The 18,790-nt window shown below is 47.9% G+C and carries 17 protein-coding genes; 3 read left to right on the top strand and 14 right to left on the bottom strand.

The genetic code is table 11. From position 1 onward, the window contains the following. Nucleotides 1-24: 24 nt before the first annotated feature. Genes CRO25_RS11700 through CRO25_RS11690 form a run of 3 tightly spaced genes read right to left on the bottom strand, consistent with a single transcriptional unit; the run spans nucleotide 25 to nucleotide 4,665 of the window. A complete protein-coding gene (locus CRO25_RS11700; protein WP_179132146.1) occupies nucleotides 25-1,245 on the bottom strand; it encodes a substrate-binding domain-containing protein in 1,221 nt (406 codons plus the stop codon). Beyond that, entirely contained in the window at nucleotides 1,232-3,049 is a 1,818-nt protein-coding gene (locus tag CRO25_RS11695; RefSeq protein ID WP_079695088.1) for a sensor histidine kinase, read from the bottom strand. Before CRO25_RS11695 ends, CRO25_RS11700 begins: the two co-directional genes overlap by 14 nt. Continuing rightward, entirely contained in the window at nucleotides 3,046-4,665 is a 1,620-nt protein-coding gene (locus CRO25_RS11690; protein ID WP_079695087.1) for a response regulator, read from the bottom strand. The genes CRO25_RS11695 and CRO25_RS11690 overlap by 4 nt, the downstream gene beginning before the upstream one ends. A gap of 325 nt (nucleotides 4,666-4,990) precedes the next feature. On the opposite strand from CRO25_RS11690, the gene CRO25_RS11685 reads away from it, so the two are divergent. After that, nucleotides 4,991-5,260: a hypothetical protein gene (locus CRO25_RS11685; RefSeq protein WP_079695086.1), complete on the top strand. Its 270-nt coding sequence runs from the start codon at nucleotides 4,991-4,993 to the stop codon at nucleotides 5,258-5,260. Between the two features lie 66 nt (nucleotides 5,261-5,326). On the opposite strand, the gene CRO25_RS11680 is transcribed toward CRO25_RS11685, so the two are convergent. Further along, nucleotides 5,327-6,253 carry a tyrosine-type recombinase/integrase gene (locus CRO25_RS11680; protein WP_079695085.1) on the bottom strand — a complete coding sequence of 309 codons (927 nt, stop codon included), beginning with the start codon at nucleotides 6,251-6,253 and terminating at the stop codon, nucleotides 5,327-5,329. 170 nt (nucleotides 6,254-6,423) lie between these two features. Between CRO25_RS11680 and CRO25_RS11675 the strand changes: the two genes are divergently transcribed. Continuing rightward, nucleotides 6,424-6,624, top strand: coding sequence for a cold-shock protein (locus CRO25_RS11675; protein ID WP_062320808.1), 201 nt, complete (start codon nucleotides 6,424-6,426; stop codon nucleotides 6,622-6,624). A gap of 134 nt (nucleotides 6,625-6,758) precedes the next feature. Further along, nucleotides 6,759-7,031, top strand: coding sequence for an HU family DNA-binding protein (locus CRO25_RS11670; protein WP_053783990.1), 273 nt, complete (start codon nucleotides 6,759-6,761; stop codon nucleotides 7,029-7,031). 271 nt (nucleotides 7,032-7,302) lie between these two features. Here CRO25_RS11670 and CRO25_RS11665 read toward each other — a convergent pair whose 3' ends face one another. From CRO25_RS11665 to CRO25_RS11620, 10 genes are all read right to left on the bottom strand, one after another. Beyond that, entirely contained in the window at nucleotides 7,303-8,103 is an 801-nt protein-coding gene (locus CRO25_RS11665) for an ABC transporter ATP-binding protein (RefSeq protein ID WP_063567845.1), read from the bottom strand. 58 nt (nucleotides 8,104-8,161) lie between these two features. After that, complete coding sequence (locus CRO25_RS11660; protein ID WP_079695084.1) at nucleotides 8,162-9,298, bottom strand: ABC transporter ATP-binding protein; 1,137 nt, start codon at nucleotides 9,296-9,298, stop codon at nucleotides 8,162-8,164. Between the two features lie 4 nt (nucleotides 9,299-9,302). Further along, nucleotides 9,303-10,139 carry an ABC transporter permease gene (locus tag CRO25_RS11655; protein WP_063567844.1) on the bottom strand — a complete coding sequence of 279 codons (837 nt, stop codon included), beginning with the start codon at nucleotides 10,137-10,139 and terminating at the stop codon, nucleotides 9,303-9,305. 1 nt (nucleotide 10,140) lies between these two features. After that, nucleotides 10,141-11,151 (bottom strand): ABC transporter permease, encoded by a 1,011-nt coding sequence (locus tag CRO25_RS11650; protein WP_063567843.1) that lies wholly within the window; start codon nucleotides 11,149-11,151, stop codon nucleotides 10,141-10,143. A gap of 89 nt (nucleotides 11,152-11,240) precedes the next feature. Beyond that, nucleotides 11,241-13,052 (bottom strand): ABC transporter substrate-binding protein, encoded by a 1,812-nt coding sequence (locus CRO25_RS11645; RefSeq protein WP_064640374.1) that lies wholly within the window; start codon nucleotides 13,050-13,052, stop codon nucleotides 11,241-11,243. Between the two features lie 203 nt (nucleotides 13,053-13,255). Beyond that, a complete protein-coding gene (locus CRO25_RS11640; protein ID WP_079695083.1) occupies nucleotides 13,256-13,942 on the bottom strand; it encodes a response regulator transcription factor in 687 nt (228 codons plus the stop codon). A gap of 9 nt (nucleotides 13,943-13,951) precedes the next feature. Further along, nucleotides 13,952-15,151 carry a sensor histidine kinase gene (locus CRO25_RS11635; RefSeq protein WP_179132145.1) on the bottom strand — a complete coding sequence of 400 codons (1,200 nt, stop codon included), beginning with the start codon at nucleotides 15,149-15,151 and terminating at the stop codon, nucleotides 13,952-13,954. Nucleotides 15,152-15,205: 54 nt separating this feature from the next. Then, nucleotides 15,206-15,652 (bottom strand): hypothetical protein, encoded by a 447-nt coding sequence (locus CRO25_RS11630; protein WP_063567839.1) that lies wholly within the window; start codon nucleotides 15,650-15,652, stop codon nucleotides 15,206-15,208. Nucleotides 15,653-15,881: 229 nt separating this feature from the next. Continuing rightward, nucleotides 15,882-16,526, bottom strand: a complete 645-nt coding sequence (locus tag CRO25_RS11625) for a Vat family streptogramin A O-acetyltransferase (protein WP_079695080.1) — start codon at nucleotides 16,524-16,526, stop codon at nucleotides 15,882-15,884. A gap of 112 nt (nucleotides 16,527-16,638) precedes the next feature. Then, nucleotides 16,639-18,615 (bottom strand): CotH kinase family protein, encoded by a 1,977-nt coding sequence (locus CRO25_RS11620; RefSeq protein WP_079695079.1) that lies wholly within the window; start codon nucleotides 18,613-18,615, stop codon nucleotides 16,639-16,641. Between the last annotated feature and the right edge of the window lie 175 nt (nucleotides 18,616-18,790).

Here is an 18,790-nt window from a genome sequence, read left to right as displayed (position 1 = left end):
TCGAAATCTTCCTCAATTGAGCCTTTACTGTACAAAAGGAAACAACAACTTCTGATTATCCATCCAGAACATATTGTCCGTACTGACCAGCTTCGTTTCTAGCGTTACCCTGGCTTGCACCTGTTGATTGTTCAACCGTGCAACGGCCTGATTCACACCAAGATAACCTGCACTGAATCCATTTTGCACGATCAAGTGTTGAATTCTCCCTTCCTGTAACTGCTCTAACTGCTGCTGTTCGCTGCCAAATCCCACAATCCTCACCTTGTTCCCCTTGTTCTCGGACGTACGTCGATTCGATTCATCCGCTGCCCCCAAAGAAGCAGGTTCCTGAAGAGCAATCAATCCGTCCACCTGCTGCTGGTCAAGCAGTTGCTTCGCCGCCTGCCAGCAAGCATCCCGCGTGCTGCATACGGATTGGGTCTCCACATGAATGTCCGGGTATTGAGCCAGTGATTCCTCTATCCCTAGCTCCCGGTTAATCAGAACAGGATTTACAGGATCAGGACCAAGCAAGGCTATACGTCCTCGTCCACCGAGAAGCACAGCCATGGCCTGACCCGCCTGCCGTCCAGCCTCAACGTTATCTATCGAGATAACACTTGTTATACCTTTTACAGGAAACTCGTCATTCAACAAAATGACGGGGATAATCACTCCGTTGGCATCCTTAGTCTGTACCTTCTGGATGATGTCGCTGAGTGTCTTCTCACTCAAGGGATCGATCAACAGGGCCGATGCTCCCTGCTCCAGTGCCAGTGATACTGCATCCACCTGGGCTTGTTCACGCTCGCTCAGTGAATAAGTCCCATTTTGCAAATGCTCTTGCTTTACCTTTCCCTGTCCTGCTGTGAAGTCGGGGTTAGATGGCGCGTAAGTTAACCCCTCTGAGGGAAAAGCCTCCACCGTAATGAGCTCCGCTCCCGCTTCTTTGGCAGCCGCTTCGGCCCCAAGACGTATCGCTTCTGCAAGTTCTCCGGTTCCCGCTGGCGTAATCAGTGCAATACGCGGCTGTGATCCCGCCGGATCAGCATTGGACATACCGCACGCCATACATAACAACAGGCAGAAGATTGCTGCTGACATGCCCATATAACGAAGGATGGAGACTCTCATCCGTATGACTTCCACGCGATTGCAGATTTTTATTTTCAAAACCCAATTCGAGATCCCATCCGTTCTATCGATGTTATTCACCTTGCTGGTTCCCTTGGCGCACGTGCTATTCCCTTTATTGTTCATCATGCGCATCGTCCTCCTCTCGTTCCGATTGGATCGGAATCCGAATCCAGACGGTTGTGCCTTCTTCCAGCTCACTTTCGAATTCAAGACCGTAAGCTTCGCCATAATAAAGCTGAATCCGATCATGTACATTGCGTACAGCTACACCTGATCCTGCACCACTTTTCACAATAGGACTGCCCATTAGAAGTTTCGACATCTGCTCTTCCGTCATGCCGACCCCATTATCCGTAATGCGAAATACCAGCTTGTCGTCCTCCCGGTATACACGAATCTCAATACATCCCTCGTCCATATGATATTCAATGCCATGCACGATCGCATTTTCAATGAGTGGCTGAAGCACCAGCTTAAGTGTCAGGCAGTCCAGCGTATCCTCATCTGCCTTCATGCTAAAATTAAATTTGCGCTTGAACCGCATCTGCTGAATCGTCAGGTAATGGTGGGCGTGCTCCAGTTCTTCCCTGACCGTAATAATCGTTTTGCCTTGACTGAGACTGATGCGAAACAATCGGGATAACGAAGTGATCATCGTAATGACTTCCTCATTCCGGCTCATGCCCACCATACGTACTACTGAATTCAACGTGTTGTATAGGAAATGTGGATTGATCTGAGCCTGCAAAGCTTCCAGTTCGAGCCGACGCTTCTGTTCCTGTTCATGAATGATTTCATTCATCAAGGTCCGGATTTTATAGACCATCAGGTTAAAACGGCGGGATAAACGTTCCACTTCCAGCGGCCCTTCGATAGGAAGCTCCACGTTAAAATCCCCTCGCTCCACGGCTTTCATCTTTCGTTCCATCCGCCGGATCGGACGTGTCAGGCTGGAAGAGAGGAATAGCGAGACGAGGATGACCAGTACCAGCACAACCAGCAGTACTCGAATCAGATATCCATTGACCTCCTGGCGGGATGTCATGATCTCATCCAGATAGGCCACACCTACGATTTTCCATCCGATATTGGCGACAGACTTGACTGCATTCAACCTTTTCTGACCATCCGCCTCATCTTCATAACTGCCGGTTGCAACCAGTGCCTGTTCGATATTTTCACTTTTGAGCCCCATGTACATTAATTGCTGCTGCGGATGGTAGACGATATTGCCCGCACTTTCGTCGATAATGTAGACGTATCCCCGCTGCCCCAGACTGACCCGGCGGCTCAGTTCGTCCATTTGTTTGAAGTTGATATCCACCAGCAGAATGACCTGACGATCCTGACCATTTTGGCGTACAGTAATGCCTTTGCTCATGGAAACGACCCATTTGTATGGGCCTGTGTACATGTTCTGGATATGAGGCAGTGAGAAACTAAGGTGATCCGGCACTCGGAGTGCAGATTGAAACCACCCTTGCTGTGTTACATGCGCACTCGGTTTTAATTCAGCTGAAGGTCTATTCTTGAACAAATGCCCTGTTGAATCCAACAAAGTAATGGAGATGATATCTTCGCGGCTGCTAAGCAGCGTATCCAGCTGTTTATCTACCTGATCCCCTTCCCACGTGCCATCCCGCAGCATATGTTCTTCGATGGCTCGATACAGATGCGACATGCTGCGAACATAATCCTCCAGATTGTAACTGACCTGATCCACGATCTGCCTCGTCGTCAGCTCCGCACTTCGCTCCGCGGCCTGCGTGAATTTGTCATGCAGCAGCATCGCCATGATGGTCAGCACCAATACAATGAAGACAGAGAAGGACCACGTAATAATAAAGCGGATACTACTGACTCTGGATGAACGCAACCTGGACCGAAGCTTGAGCCAAAGGGATCTTATCCATCCGGCAAACGTTCTCATCGACTTGTGCCTTCACTAGCTGTTAGTGCAGTCTGTTTGCGATATTCTTTGGGCGAGACGCCGATATGTTTTTTGAAGCAAAAACTGAAATAATTCGGTTCCGCGAAACCTACCTGACCAGCAATCTCAAACGACTTCATCTCCGTGGATCGAAGCAACTCCTTGGCCGCCTCCATACGGATTTGCATCAGATATTGCAGGAAGGTAAGCTGTACTTCTTTTTTGAAAATGCCACAAAAATAACCCGAACTGATATGCAGATGCCCACATACTTTCTGAATGGACAGATCCGGATCGGCGTAGTGTTCTTTGGTAAACGACAATGCCTGTTCCACAATATCCTTGTATACATGCTGCCTTCCGCTGGCAATGCGATGTTGAACGAGCAGACAAACCTCGCTCACCTTACCTTGTGCCTCAGACAACCCAGGCAAACGGAACAAATCGGCATACAACTGGAACCCTGCCCCAAAAATATCCTCCATGGCCTCGCCCGATGCCTGAGCTGCCTTCCAAACGTTTGTTAAAACTTCAATCAGATACAGTTGAATGTCACTTCGCCCATGCTCCACCGTAATTTCCCGGAAAATGATCTCTAGCGCGTCCTCCAGCTCCGCCTGCGTACCCGCTTTCAGACAACGTGTCAGCGTTTGCTGCTTCAACTCGTCAAAACGCAATTTGCCCGCCGTCTGCCGCTCCACATCTGCAATATAGATAAGGGGATCGGTCCCCGGTACAAGTCGATAATCCAGTGCCAGTAGTGCATCCTCATAGGCATGCTTCACACCTGCCAGTGTGTTCACGATTGAGCCCGATCCAACAGTGGCAGGAATACGCAAATAATGATTGATGCTGCGCATTACATTTTCCAGCGCCTGCTGCTGTCGTTTCTCTCCATCTTCTCCACCCCACCGATCTACATAGAGCAGCACAATCGTCTCCTGATGCATAAAAGCATGTCCGGCCCCGTGTTCCGTCCATACCTCTGCGGCAATGTTTAGCGCAGCGAACTGTTTCAACTCCGCATCCGCAGATTGGTCTCCGTCCATATGCAGGGTCAATACGGATACACCATAGCGTTCACCGTGCAGATCCAGTCCGCATTGCTTTGCTTTGCCATGGATATATTCCGGTGATTTTTGCCGATGCAGCAAAGTGGCCATCAGGTCCGCCTGTAACAGGGGCAGGCTTGTATAATAATGGTCGCGCAGCTGCTGTACATCCTCTCGTTCGGCCACTTCAGCCGCCATCTGCGCACGCAACCTTGTAAGCAGTTCTGTCAGATGCCCCGCCGAGAATGGCTTCAGTAAGTATTCATCCACACTCAGCGAGACCGCTTGTCGGGCGTAGTCGAATTCATCATATCCAGTCAAAATCACCACTTTCACAAGCGGATTGCGCTCCCGCAACCTTCGAGCAAGTTCAAGTCCATCCATAAATGGCATGCTGATATCCGTTACCACAATATCCGGCTCCACTCGTTCTGCCATCTCCAGTGCTTCACGTCCATTCTCCGCCAGACCAACTATGCGCAGATCGAGCGCTTCCCAATCTACCTCTACAACCAACCCTTCGCGTACATCCTCTTCATCATCCACCAGCAATACCCGGTACACGTCAGATTCCTCCTTTATTTAAGGGGCCATAAGCCCAAGCAATAATGTATATGTCGATATGATCCAAGGTTGCCATCATAATATACAATATAAATTTAATTAATGTAATCGCTTACTTTTAAGATGATAAGATTGATATAATGTGCGCTCACAAACGAAATATATGGTAAATTATTGAAAGGAGTTAATTAAAAAATAGAACCAACCTCAAGAACTTCAAGAGAAATTAACAAAATCATGGAGGGGAGGAATAAAGGCGATACGTACCACGCTGAATGAGAATAGTGAGAAGGAGAATATAACTGAATGGAAACTGTTTTACATCTTGGAGGATTCATTAAACACCCTTCCCCGTGAAGAGCACTCTTCCTTCATCGCTGCCTATTATAGTAACGAACGAAGAACCATGCTGGAAAACGGAGATGTCATGCCTGCCTTGCTTTTACATCCCGATCATACAAAGGCGATACTTTTTTGGGAAAAGCTTGATGGAACCTATGCCATGATTACATTAGAATCGCAAATTAATGCAAACAACAAGCCTGAATGGGATGTAAGTCATTCTTGGATAACCAAACAACCCTCATCCACTTGAAGTGGGTCAGGGCATCATTGATCCTATATCCATTCGTAATGCCTCATAAAGAGTACTGCATGTACTTTAATGCGGTTCCGTTTCTCCATCTTCTTCTGCTGACAAAGATAAATTGGCATTTAACCCCTTCACATAAATCATCGTGGTATCCGGATTGATATGCCCCATCATTTCTGCCAAGCGATGCAGTGGTGTATGCTCGGCCATAGCGTATCCGAACCGATGACGCAGATCATGGGAACTTAGCCCTTCCAGACCGGCTGTAGTCATCACCTTTTTGATCAAATGGCGCAGCGCCCTCTCCGTTAAGCGATCACTGGTTTTCTCGGAAGGAAACAGGTAAGGACTATCCCGTGCGAGGCCAACCATGTACATCTTCAACAAAGCAATACATGTCATGTTCAGCGGAATTTTCCGTTGACCGTTTCGTTTATCAGCCCGCACGGTGAGTTGCCCGCTTCGTTTGCCCAATTCAATATCACCGGGAGCGAGGTTGCATATCTCCATTGTTCGTATACCGGTATGAAACATGAGGGTAAGGATAGTCTGATCCCGAAGCGAGTTACCGTCTTCGACGGCAGATATGAATGATTGTTCTTCCTTGGTGGTCATTCGGCGGGGGCTAACCTTGTCTTCCGGAATGAATTTCAAAGGTTTGGAAGGATTACTCTTGATCCTGGCTTCCGATGAAGCCCACTTAAAAAAACGCTTCAATGTAATTAGTCTACGATTAATGGTAGATGGCTTCAATTGCATTACCTTTTGTGAATCTTCCCGATAACGGACCAAAGTCGATGTATGCACGTCTTCGATTCGAAATGAAATCTCTTCACTCCAAGAATCGTTCCCTATATACCATTCGGTAAAATGCTTCAAATCACTCGCATATTCCTTCAAGGTTTTGGGAGTCAATTCTCCCTGGTTCGTAAGCATATGTATGAATTCCTGAACAACCATTTCCCCTTGTACCGAAGTACCAGAACCCTTATCCATTAGAAAAAACCTCCAAATCTTGACTTATATTAGCGGACATGGTATTATCATATTAATCGATACATTAGCGGACATCAAGTCTGTGGGTTGAATATACCTGATTAGCGTTGATTTTTAAAATTAACCTTTTCAAAATGGTCGTTTAAAAACTTATTTTTTGGAGGAACTACATGCAAACAGGTACAGTGAAATGGTTTAACGCGGACAAAGGATTTGGCTTTATCGAAACTGAAGAAGGAACAGACGTATTCGTTCATTTCAGTGCAATTCAAGGCGACGGTTTCAAAACATTGGATGAAGGACAACGCGTCCAATTCGAAGTAACTCAAGGTAACCGTGGTCCACAGGCTGAGAACGTTACTAAAGTTTAATTATATTAAAGCTGCCTTGTACAAGGCAGCTTTTTGTTTTATTACATGAGCATTTTGCATAGATTCAAAGAGCGTCTTTCAAAATGCTGACTTCATAAACTTATCATCCAAAAACGAAAAGTGAGGTATGACAAATGGATAAAGAACAATTGATCACAGAAGTAGCCAAAAACGGCGGATTCTCCAAAAAGAACGCTGAAAAGGCCGTAACGGTTGTACTGGATTCGATTTTGGAAGCTTTAAAAGAAGGTAAAGAGGTTCAACTGGTTGGATTCGGCAAATTCGAAGTGCGTAATCGTGAAGCACGTATGGGTAAAAGCCGTCGAACTGGTAAGGAAATTCAACTTCCAGCAGGTAAAGTTCCTGTATTCACAGCAGGATTAACAATGAAAGAAGCTCTAAACTAAACAGCAACAACAAGATCGGAAAAGAGGTTTTTATTCAAACACACAACGAACATTTTGATGTAAATGTCGTGTTTTCTACGGTTGATGATATCATTAACTTTTATTCGGGCAAGCAGACAGACCAGAATAACGCGGAAGATCACACCCATTCAACACCCCCATCAACAGAGTCTGCACAGACACCACAACTACCCACTCGCTAAAACGAACCTTTCATCTTGGACAATAAGAAGCCCTGTTCCGCTCAAAACGGTCCAGGGCTTGATTTGTGTTAATCGAGCACCCAGGGAGAATGAATTTTGGGTACGTCATTGATTAATTGTTTGGTATAGGGATGCTCCGCATGGTGAATAACTTCCTCCGCTCTCCCCGCCTCCACCATTCGTCCATGCTCCATAATACAGATCGTGTCGCTCACATAATAAGCCAGACCCACGTCGTGCGTAATAAACACAATCGTCATGCGGTTCTCATCGCGCAGCTTGAGCAGCATATCCAGAATCGTTGAACGCGAGCATGCGTCCACCATGGACGTTGGTTCATCGGCGATCAACACCTTAGGATGCAGCATGAAAATGCGGGCAATCATGAGCCGTTGCATCTGTCCACCGGACAGCTCAAACGGATATTTGTTGTATAACTCTTCGAACTTCAAGTTGACGAAAGAACAGGCTTCCTTCATTTTGGCATATTCCTCGTCCTTGTTCAGCTTCAGCCCCTGAAGTTTGATACAGTCCACCAGCAGCTTTTCCACCCGGTGAAATACGTTGAACGAAGAGAACGGGTCCTGGAAAATGGCCTGTATATCCTTCCAATAGGCTTTACGCTCACGGTACCGCTTCATTTGTCTGGGCTTGCCATCGTATTCAATCGCTCCACCCGTTTCCTTGAGCAAGCCCATGATCATTTTCGCGAGTGTCGTCTTGCCACTGCCACTCTCTCCGACAATGGAGATAATCTCCCCTTCATGAAAATCAAAGCTCACATCGTCCACGGCTGCCTTTTTGCGATTGCCTGTACCGTACACCTTGGTCAGATGGCGGCCGCTGATCAGCACCTTGCCCATCGCCATACTACCTCACTCCTTTCGGGGAGCCTTGATCCGAGCCCATTACGCAGAAAGAATCATTTCATTGGTCTGCGATATCGTCTGTGTCAGATTGAACATCTCGGACATCTTCTTTATTTGAGTCATTCTCCTCCTGAGTTTCTTCCCTCTCCTGGGGCTCTTCGTTCATGCTCTCCTGCTGTAAGTGACTGTCCTGCTCCTGCTCCCTGATCTGCTCCAGCATTTCTGGTGTCAGGAGACAGCGATATAGGCGCCCATCGACATGAATGTTCTCGATTTTGCCCTGGCGGCACTCGTCGGTCACCAGTGTACAGCGCTCTGCAAAGCGGCAGCCTTCCGGCACATTCTTCAGATTTGGTGGTGCACCAGGAATGGCAGCCAGTTTGTGCTCCTTCATGCCCTCTTCCGGCACAATGATGGAGCCCATCAGTTTGCGAGTGTACGGATGCAGCGGATTGAAAATCATCTGCTCTGCCGTGCCTCGTTCCACAATCTCACCGGCATACATCACCATAATTTCATCCGTGACATGGTACAGTAGCGGCAGCTCATGCGTGATGAACACCAGTGATTTGATTACTTTGCGCTTCAACAAATCCTTCAATAGACGAATGACCGCCTTCTGGGAGGTTACATCCAGTGCCGAAGTAGGTTCATCCGCAATGAGCACGTTGGGATTCAGAATTGTTGAGATGGCGATAACCGTTCGCTGCTTCATGCCGCCGGATAATTCATTTGGATACATATCCAGCACATCCGGCGACAAGTTCAGTGATTGGAAGCGCTCCGTAGCCATCTTCCGCACATCCGACCGTTTCATCTCCGGACGATGCTCCTTCATGATATCTTCAATAAACCTGATAATACGCAGCGTTGGGTTCAGTGCATTCATGGCAGCCTGCGGAATATAAGCAATTTCCTTGCCCAGAATGCGCGAACGAAGCTGCTCTTTGTTCAGCTGCATAATATCGGTACCATTAATCCGGATCGAACCACTGCCATAATGAAGCGGCGGGAAATAAAAGCCCATCAGGCTGAGCGCCAGCGTCGATTTTCCACAGCCCGATTCACCTGCAATGCCCAGCGTCTGCCCTTCTTTCAGTCCGAACTCGACCCCGTCGACGGCAAATACATTCTCCTTGAGCCGGGTACGGTAATAGGTTTTCAGACCGCTGACCTGAAGTATAGGTTGGTTCATGGTCTTAGCTCCTTATTTTCGGATTAAAAATTTCGTCCATGCCCGTATTCATCAGATAAAGCGAGAAGGTAATGACGGCAATCGCCAGCGCCGCAGGAATGAACGCCCACCACGCCCCTGCTACTGGCGCTTCAAACACCAGTGCCCAGTTCATCAGGATGCCGAGCGAGATCGTATTATACGGCCCCAGTCCCAGCATGGAGATGGATGCTTCGGACAGAATGCCCGATGCCGTCTGGAGCACAAAAGCCATCACCACATAAGACGCGATATAGGGCAAAATCTCATGGATAATGATACGCGGCGTACTGTGTCCCGAAATTTTTGCAATATGCACATGATCCCGGCTACGCAGAGATGTCGTCTGGGCTCGCACAGCCCGGGCCGTCCAAGGCCAGCTAGTTATACCGATAATGATCGCCGTCACCAGGGAACTGCGTGAATCAATGCTGACCGAGATCAAGATCAGGATGATGAACGAAGGAATAACAATGAAAATATTGGTGATCGCCGTCAGAAAGTTATCCAGCATTCCCCCGATATATCCCGACACCAGGCCCATAACCAGACCGATAACGGTTGCAAACACACCTGCAATCAGCCCCACACGTACGGATGTCTGGATGCCATACATCAATTCAAGGAAAATATCCCGTCCAAAATTGTCCGATCCTAATAGCAGGCCATCGCCAGGTGGCTGGAACGCCATCGCAATCATCTCAAGGGGATCACTGCGATTAATGAGCGGATAGATCGTAACCAAGAGCAGCATGCCGACAAAAGTCACCGCGCCGATCATGAATTTGGGTGACTTCAGCAAAATAGAGATCGAATGCTTCATATCACTGTTCCTCCATTTGAGCGGCCTTGATGCGCGGGTCAATGAAACCGTAGATGACATCAATAGTGAAATTTGCAAGCAATACAGCAATGGCAATCAGCAGCGTACACCCCGAGATTAGTGGGTAATCCAGTTGCCTTATGGCCGTGAACAACCATGTGCCGATGCCTGGATAACTGAAGACAATCTCACAGATGAGTGACCCACCGACCATCGTACCGATGGAGAGCGCAAGTCCCGTAATTTGCGGCAGCATAGCGTTACGGAACACATAACGCGCAATTCGGCCGTCGCGAATACCCAGCAGTTTACTGTATAACACATAGTCTGAATTGAGCTCATAGATGGACATCTCCCGCATGCCAATGGCCTGACCACCAATGGTCACAAGCACGATGGAGAGGAACGGCAAGGTATGGTGGCGAACCACGGACATGATAAAGTCGAAGCTCAGCTGCGGTACCATCTGGAAGTCATATCCGCCCGATAAAGGGAACCATTTCAGTGATAACGCAAAGACATACAGCATAATAATAGCCAGAGTAAAAAAAGGAATGGAATTGATAAATAAAGCTACCGGAAACAGTACTTTATCAAAAACACCTTTCCGGTACGCTGCAATCGCACCGAGCAAATTACCAATGATCCAGCCGACCAGGATGGCCGGAAGTTGAAGCCCCACCGTCCAAGGGACGGCGGAGGCCAGAATGTCCGTCACAGGCTTCGGATACAGTCCAAAGGACGTGCCCAGATTGCCTGTGAACAGATTTTTCAAATAGATGCCGAATTGGGTCCATAGTGGCTGATCAATGCCGAATTCAACCGTAAACGTCTCATACACCCGCTTGATGGAATCCGAGTCAGTCATCCCTGACGTCATTTTGGAAGCGATCATGCTCACCGGGTTACCTTCAATCAGTCTAGGCAAAATAAAATTCAGTCCGATGGCAATGACCAGGGTCAGGCCGTACCAGAATACTTTTTTGGCGACATATCTGGAATAGGCATTCATAGGATTTAGCACCCCCGAGTTTAGCGGATAAGGGCCTTATGTCTGAAGTGGCGTGTCACTTCATCGTGTCCTGATTCAATATGAGTTCCTTAATTGTGGATCTGATACAATGCCTTAATACCTGCGCCGTCCATCGAGATTTGCGGCGGAATGTTGGTGCCATCTCCTTCGGTCGGGAAACCTTTCCAAACCGATTCGTTCACGGTGTCAAACACCCATGGTCTGTACATTAGCGGAATAGAAGGGATATCTTTCAGCCAGATGGTATTCAGTTCAGTGTACAGTGACTTCAGCTTCGCCTCGTCAGACACGGATGGAATCTCTTCAATAATGGCGTCTGCACGGTCATTCTGGTACCGTCCCCAGTTCCAGAAAGCCATCTCACCCATTGGAGCAACCCCTTTGGAGTACATGATCGTCATCGCACGGTTCCACGGCTGGCTTGGGCTGACCCCGCCTGCAGGCGTATTCATGATAATATCGAATTTGCCGGTTTGCAGATCATTGGTCCATACCGGGGATTCCGGGAATTTGGTGCGAATCTCAATCCCTATGGCCTTGGCGCTCTGCGCTACGATCTCCAGGGCAGCGTTCCAGTCAGACCAGCCGTAAGGACATTCAACCTCGAAAGGTCCAAGGCGTTTGCCGTTAAGAACACGGATGCCGTCTTTACCTTTGGTTGCTCCAATCTTGTCTAGCAGAGCATTGGCTCCTTCAATATCCATCGTCCATTGCAACGACTTGATGGCATCTTGGTCAATATATTTGGACTCGGCGTCCGAGTTCAAGGTCAGGGAAGGCTGCATCGGTGCGGAATATCCGCTCATGGCCAGCTCCGAGATTTTGTCATAGTTGATGCTCATGGCTATCGCACGGCGAACGTCAGCATTATCGAGTCCGGCTTTGGACAGATTGAAGAAAATGCTTGGCATGGAACCGGGCAGATAATACGGCGCATCCTTCAGATACGTTTTTACAGCAGCCCCGCCTTCCCACATCTTCCACACTTGAGGGATAAACTGCTGGGAGACGTCCACTTGCCCACTCTTGAACGCCAGATCACCTGCGGCATTATCCTTGTAGATCACGTGAGTGATGTACTTCGGTGCGGGCAATTTGCCGAACAATTTCTGCCCCCAGTAGTTATCGTCACGGACAATCGTAATTTTCTGGTCGTTGTAAAAATGAAGCTTATAGGCTCCGGTTCCCACTGGATTATCATTAACCTCTTTACGAATCGCGGTCAGATCATTATTGTTCTTCTTCTCGATCTCTTCCCAGATATGCTTCGGCAGCATCGGGATCAGTTCAATGCTGTCCAGTACGGTAAGCTTGTTAGGGTTTTCAGGGTTCAGCTTAATTTCCACGGCCTGCGCTCCATCTGCTTTCACTTCACTGATGTAGGCCCAGAAGCTGCTCCAGTTAATATCGTATTTTTTGCCCAGTTCATAGGTGTATACAACATCATCTGCTGTAAAAGCCGTTCCGTCGCTCCACTTCGCATCCGCATTCAACTCAATGCGCAGAGTCGTTTCATCCGTCCATTCATACGAATTGCCCAAGAGAGGTTCAAGGCCACCGTCCAGCTGGTTTACCATAAACAGGGTTTCGTACACCAGTTCCCTGGAGTTGCCGTAATTCACTGGAAATGCGGGATTTCCGCTCAACAGATTGAAGTTGGTTGGTGGCCCCCATTGCAGTCCATTGATATACAAGGTCTCATTACGTGGTGTCTCCTTGTTGGTCTGAGGTGCAGGTTCGTTCTGGGTTGTCGTGGTCGGTGTATCCACCGTCCCTTGTGGTTCACTTACTGATGGCGGCTGAACACTTTGGCATCCGGCAAACAATGTGACCGACATGAACAGAGCGACGAGCGGTGTGGCAGCTCTCTTAAATCGCATTCTGAACCCCTCCGTGAATTCATATTGATGTTATTGGAAGCGCTTACTTAAAGTTATTCTATGACTTATCTCACACAACATTCCATCTCTTTTCTCAATTTTGAGACATTGTTTTTGAGGTCATACAAAATAACCAGCTCCGCATGGGGCAGCTGGTTATTTGCTGAATTTGGATCACTACTCCACAGAAGATCAAGAACGGTTTACTTGACGAATCCATTACGAATTGCAAAGACGACCGCCTGTGTGCGGTCTTCCACCTGAATCTTTTGCAAAATGCGATGTACATGAGTCTTGACCGTACTCTCACCGATAAAAAGCTTGCGAGCAATCTCCTCATTCCGTAATCCATATGCCATCTGCTGCAAAACCTCCAATTCCCGTCCCGTAAACGGTTCCGGCAATGGTTTGTTTGCTACCGTCTCCTTCACTGAATCCGAATGACTCGGAGTTGAACGAATAGCAAGACCGATCACCTTGGCTGCCACCGCCGTGCGGTAGATCGCCTCCCCCCGGTATGCAGCACGAACCGCATCAACGAGTTCGTCCGGCGCCGCATCCTTGAGCAGATAACCAACAGCTCCGGCACGTATTCCTTTGTACACATAGTCCTCATGATCGAATGTGGTCAGGATGACCACTTTGCAGTCAGGCAGTATCTTCATCAGCTCCGCTGTCGCTTCCAGTCCGTCTCCTGCTTCCATCTGCACATCCATCAATACGACATGTGGACGAACCTCTGCTGCCAGAAGGACTGCTTCATGTCCCCCGCCCGCTTCGCCTACCACTTCCATATCCTGCTGTGCATTAATAATAAAACGTAAACCATGCCGGACCAGATGCTGGTCATCCACGAGGAGTACACGTATGTCCTGTATGTCTTGCTCCATTATTGTTCATCACCTCTCCTTCACATCTTGAGGAATGGTAAGGGTTAACCTCATTCCATGTGGATCGACTGCATCAATGGATAAGGAACCGCCTGCCCTTTCACATCTTGCTCTCATACTCGACAGTCCGAAACCGGGAGAGATCGGATTCTCTTTGCGATACATTCCGTTGTCCTCCACAATCATATGTAGCTGATGCTCCTTCTCCAAGATGTCCACCTTCACTTGCGAAGCCTGGGCATGACGAATGATATTCGTTAACGCTTCCTGAAGTACACGATACAATAATTCGGACGTTTCTGGCGTCCAATGACTCGTCTGCTCTTGGGGGGTCAGTTTGATCGTGAAACCTGCCATCTCCCGTATCTCATTCACCAGACTCGTCAAGGCGACCAGCCCGAGGCCTGCTTCATTGCTGCCCATCTGATGAGCAACAGTCCGAACCTCCTGGAGACATTGTCGGACTACTTCAAGCACCGTACCCATCGCTTTGTCGGCTTCCGCTGCATCCATCTTCATCATATATGGCAATGCCTGAAGCTGAACAATAATGGATGTCAATCGGTTACCAACACTGTCGTGCAAATCCATTGAGATTCGGCTTCGTTCTTCAAGTACGGCATACTGCATCAATCGCACGGTAGCCTGCTCCAACTCCTGATGTGTATCCTGAAGCTCCTGATGGGCATGTGTCAGTTCAGCGTGCACCTTCTGCAATTCCTCATAATGTCGTTTGCTGTCCTGTCTGCTTTCCCGCCTGATTCTCGCAGCCCAGCATAGAATATAGGTTACAGCGTGAGCCATCGAATACACCAGAATCTGATTGGGTTCGTATTCATCCATATAGAGCAGCGCCGCATTCCCAATGATGATAACGAAGCCAAGCAACGAAGAACGATGGATGGGCAATTTTAGCGCAGTATATCCGATGAGATAAAAGGTTAATTCAAATATACGATACTCGGCCTGGAAGAACTGGGCATAGAGCAGCGTCACCAACCAAATCACCAATATCCCTAACGTTCGCATCCGCTCATTTCGAAGTGACTGTGGAACCCAAACCAACATAAGGTAGGGCAGTCTAACGACCAGTCCTGCACCCAAATCGACCCACGCCAATTCTTTGGAGGGCTCGATCAGACTGGAGAGCAGCAGCAACGTTAAAATAAGATCTGCTGTATGATCCAGTACCACCTTTCGAATCTGCATCCATTTCGAATCGTTCTGCATAGCTATCCTTTCCAATCCTAAAGTTTGAAATGATTATACACCTCTGCCTTGAAAGCGCTGGACTTTGGCATACAGAAAATAACGCCGGGCAGCAATACTTCCCAGAGGTAGAAACAAAAGAGCATTGCTCAGTGAAACCACCGTATGATGCACATCCCATTGGCTGGCGAGCTGTCTTAACACCATAACCGCGATCAGAAGCAAGCTACTGGCCAGCGATCCCTTAGACATCATTTTACCTGTAGTTGGATGGATTCGAAGCTGTTCCAGATGTACCCGCCACGCACCAATCCCGCAACCTATGATGAGAAAAACAATATATAACAGAATGTTGCCCACCGTTAATGGTGTATTTACTACGCTCGAAAGCACCCAATACGCAATAATCGCTGGAAAGACCCATAAACGGGATGTCTTCACTTCCTTCTCCCTTAGCGATAACAATAGAACAATGACAGCTACAATAACAATATTCATCATGTTTTTTTCCTCACCTTCTCCACGTGTTCTCTGATCTACATTTAGTGTAGCCGAATTCAACGGGAGTTAAGTCCACCTATAGATGGATTGGTTCTGGCTTATTGTGGATATGCAAGGTTCCATGAAGTGTGATGATGATGAGCATATGGAGTGCAAAATAAAAAAACTGGCTCCATAAGGAACCAGCGATAGTCTCGTTTTTTTTGCAAATCAGTTCACGTACACCAACCTACTTACTCTTCAGAAGCTCACGCAATGTCTGCGGATCGTATGTAGAGACCAGTCGTTCCAAATGTGTGTCCAACCACGCCTCATCTTGATCCCACCATTTCAGTTCTAGAAGTAAAGCAATGATCTCGTCGTCGAAACGCTTTTTGATTGGTTTGGCCGGATTGCCACCCACAATGGTGTAAGGCTCGATGTCCTTGGTGACTGTCGCATTGGAAGCAACGATGGCACCGTCTCCAATCGCGACACCCGGCATGATAGTTACATTTTGCCCAATCCAGACGTCATTGCCCAATACAGTGTCTCCCTTAAAAGGCAGTTGATCCAGCGTAGGAGTTACTCTCTCCCAACCACCACCAAAAATATTGAACGGATAGGTTGTCATGCCCTCCATCCGATGATTAGCACCATTCATAATGAATGTCACACCTTCGGCAATTGCACAAAACTTACCGATCACCAGACGATCGCCTAGGAAATCATAATGATGCTGAATGCGGTCATAAAACTGCTCGGGTGGACGACTGTTGTCACTATAATACGTATAATCACCGATCAGCACATTAGAGCGCGGCGGCAAATTTTGAATGTAACAAACGGTACGAATATTATCGTTAGGGAAAAGTTTTGTTTTATCGGGAGCCATATGTGTTCCCTCCTTTTCCCTCATTGTACCAGAAAGGGATTCGATCTGATCATCGAATCCCTTTTCTTGTTCTCCGTAGTACAACATTACTAACTATACCTGAGAGATTTTCTTATTTGGATGTAAGTGTTACTTGTGCAGCCGTTTGATTCCAATCCACGGTCAGTCCCAGTCCTTCAGAGATGAAGCGTACCGGCACAAGCGTGCGACTGTTTTTGATAATGGCTGGTGCATCAATTTCGAGCGTTTCACCATTCACCGTTGCCGTGCTACTTCCGATCTGGAGCACAAGCGTCTGATCATTCAGAACGGCTGTTACCGTTTTCGCTGTTTTGTCCCACGTTACTTCTGCACCCAAAGCTTCTAGGATGGCGTTCACGGGTACCATAACCCGGCCACTTTGCTCTAGCGGGTCCTGATCCGGGAACGTAATCGCTTTGCCATCGAGAGTTACCGTAATCGCTTTGTCCGTCGTTCCTGTTCCGTTATCCGTGCCTGTATCTTCTGAAGTCTCTGGCAAAGGCGTTACTTCACGTCCAAGTTGCTCTTGCAGATTGGCAAGTCGGTTCAGGGCAAACGTCGTCAGCGACCCCGCTGCCATGGAGCCCATGCCTCCACCTCCGCCAAAGTTACCGCCCGGACGTGTTTGGGTATTGCCTGTGCTGTCTGTTGTTCCTGTTCCCGTTGTGCCATCCGGCGGTGTTGTACCATCGGGAGGTGTCATGCCTTCAAAACCTTCTGGAGGCGTCATACCTTCCGTGCCCTCTGGTGGTGTCATGCCTTCGAATCCTTCTGGTGGTGTACCACCCATGCCACCTGTTGCATCAGCGTTGGCAGAGTATGCAATGTTGGATTCAAACTGCTCTGTTGTGTAGAACTTCGTTGGATCTGCTTCAACATATGGACGAATGATGTCAGCCAGACCTGTGATGCGGTCCTGGATGCCTTCCATATAATCCGTCAACTCATTGACGTAGCTCAAGTATTTTTCCTTATACTCAGGCACTGCCAACAGGTTGTTGATCATCGGTACATTTTCCATGCTAATGCCCAGTACTGGCTCGTCCACGGATACGTTCGTTGCATTGGTGTTGGTCGTGGTTGAACCAGTTGTTGTTGTACCACGTCCGCCTCCACCCGAGTATCCATTAAAGGACATGTTAAAGTCCCAAGGTACAACGGTGAATTTGCCAGCCGCATCTCCGTAAAGCATGTAGTTATGCCCTTTGTCGCCGCTATAGCTGTCATAGTTACCAAAGACCATGTTGCCCGCGATATATTTCAGTGCCGAATCCACATCCAGCACACTCTCGATATCACCTTTTTCACCTTCAGGCATGTCGTTCAGCGTTTTGATGAAGTTTTTGAGTTTGGTTTTATTCTCGTCCGTACCCAAATCTTCGGTGATGGTGCTGTAGTCACTGCCTTCTGAATATTGCAGGTAACTCTTCTCATCCGTATCGTAGAGGACACCGTCCTCATAATCTTCACCGTAATTGCGTTCCAGGTAGCTGTCATCTACTGCTTCAACCCCGGTATAGAAACCAACCAGTTCGCCGTTGATATACAGATTAATGTAGTTCGTCATCGGTACATCCATGCCAATGCTGCGCAGCGCTTCATAATGAAGAACTTCACGCATGTACGATGGATCGGAATAATTGTTGTTCAGGACCATTTTATCCAGACCGAGCAAGGTTTGTGTTTTGTCGTATTTATCGAACTTCAGTCTGAAGCTGTAACGGTCCGAATCTTGCATGGAGGCTACGGATTTCAAAGTCAGATTACCCTTGGTGGAGAAACCAACGTTATCTAGCTTGTTGCCGTCCACTTCCACACTTACCTTCTTATAATCCTTATCCAGCGGGCTTTCGAGCATGCTCTTCCAGTCTGCATCATCAATCGTAACATTCACATCAATGACGTTGTCCGTTTGGAACAACGATTCATAGGCTTGCGTGACGCCTGTGCTAGTGCTTGTATCCTCTGCGGCAAACGCAGCGTTCGGGCTTCCTACCAGGGCAAAAGATGAAGTTACCATCGTCACGGACAAGGCCGTTACTGCAACTTTACGTAGTAAACTATTCAAATGATGAATCCTCCTTCTTGGTTTCTGTTAAGCAACTTAGGCTTATGAAACCATGGTAGAGGACAAACCTTTAATGAATCTTAAATCAATGATTCACAACAAAAAGTAGCCCATCAGGCTACATAAGTTGAACTATAAATGGTACACCTGATCACTCCGATTGCAGTATGGTGTA

The organism is Paenibacillus sp. RU5M, from assembly GCF_900221055.1.
GTDB lineage: Bacteria > Bacillota > Bacilli > Paenibacillales > Paenibacillaceae > Paenibacillus > Paenibacillus marchantiae.
The sequence above is the reverse complement of the archived record's forward strand: the minus strand, read 5'-3'. Positions and strand labels throughout refer to the sequence as shown.

Bases quoted from the DNA above. Each gene is read 5' to 3' on its own strand.
- CRO25_RS11700 (WP_179132146.1), bottom strand. From the start codon at position 1,245: ATGATGAACAATAAAGGGAATAGCACGTGCGCCAAGGGAACCAGCAAG.
- CRO25_RS11695 (WP_079695088.1), bottom strand. From the start codon at position 3,049: ATGAGAACGTTTGCCGGATGGATAAGATCCCTTTGGCTCAAGCTTCGG.
- CRO25_RS11680 (WP_079695085.1), bottom strand. From the start codon at position 6,253: ATGGATAAGGGTTCTGGTACTTCGGTACAAGGGGAAATGGTTGTTCAG.
- CRO25_RS11675 (WP_062320808.1), top strand. From the start codon at position 6,424: ATGCAAACAGGTACAGTGAAATGGTTTAACGCGGACAAAGGATTTGGC.
- CRO25_RS11670 (WP_053783990.1), top strand. From the start codon at position 6,759: ATGGATAAAGAACAATTGATCACAGAAGTAGCCAAAAACGGCGGATTC.
- CRO25_RS11665 (WP_063567845.1), bottom strand. From the start codon at position 8,103: ATGGCGATGGGCAAGGTGCTGATCAGCGGCCGCCATCTGACCAAGGTG.
- CRO25_RS11660 (WP_079695084.1), bottom strand. From the start codon at position 9,298: ATGAACCAACCTATACTTCAGGTCAGCGGTCTGAAAACCTATTACCGT.
- CRO25_RS11655 (WP_063567844.1), bottom strand. From the start codon at position 10,139: ATGAAGCATTCGATCTCTATTTTGCTGAAGTCACCCAAATTCATGATC.
- CRO25_RS11650 (WP_063567843.1), bottom strand. From the start codon at position 11,151: ATGAATGCCTATTCCAGATATGTCGCCAAAAAAGTATTCTGGTACGGC.
- CRO25_RS11645 (WP_064640374.1), bottom strand. From the start codon at position 13,052: ATGCGATTTAAGAGAGCTGCCACACCGCTCGTCGCTCTGTTCATGTCG.
- CRO25_RS11640 (WP_079695083.1), bottom strand. From the start codon at position 13,942: ATGGAGCAAGACATACAGGACATACGTGTACTCCTCGTGGATGACCAG.
- CRO25_RS11635 (WP_179132145.1), bottom strand. From the start codon at position 15,151: ATGCAGATTCGAAAGGTGGTACTGGATCATACAGCAGATCTTATTTTA.
- CRO25_RS11630 (WP_063567839.1), bottom strand. From the start codon at position 15,652: ATGATGAATATTGTTATTGTAGCTGTCATTGTTCTATTGTTATCGCTA.
- CRO25_RS11625 (WP_079695080.1), bottom strand. From the start codon at position 16,526: ATGGCTCCCGATAAAACAAAACTTTTCCCTAACGATAATATTCGTACC.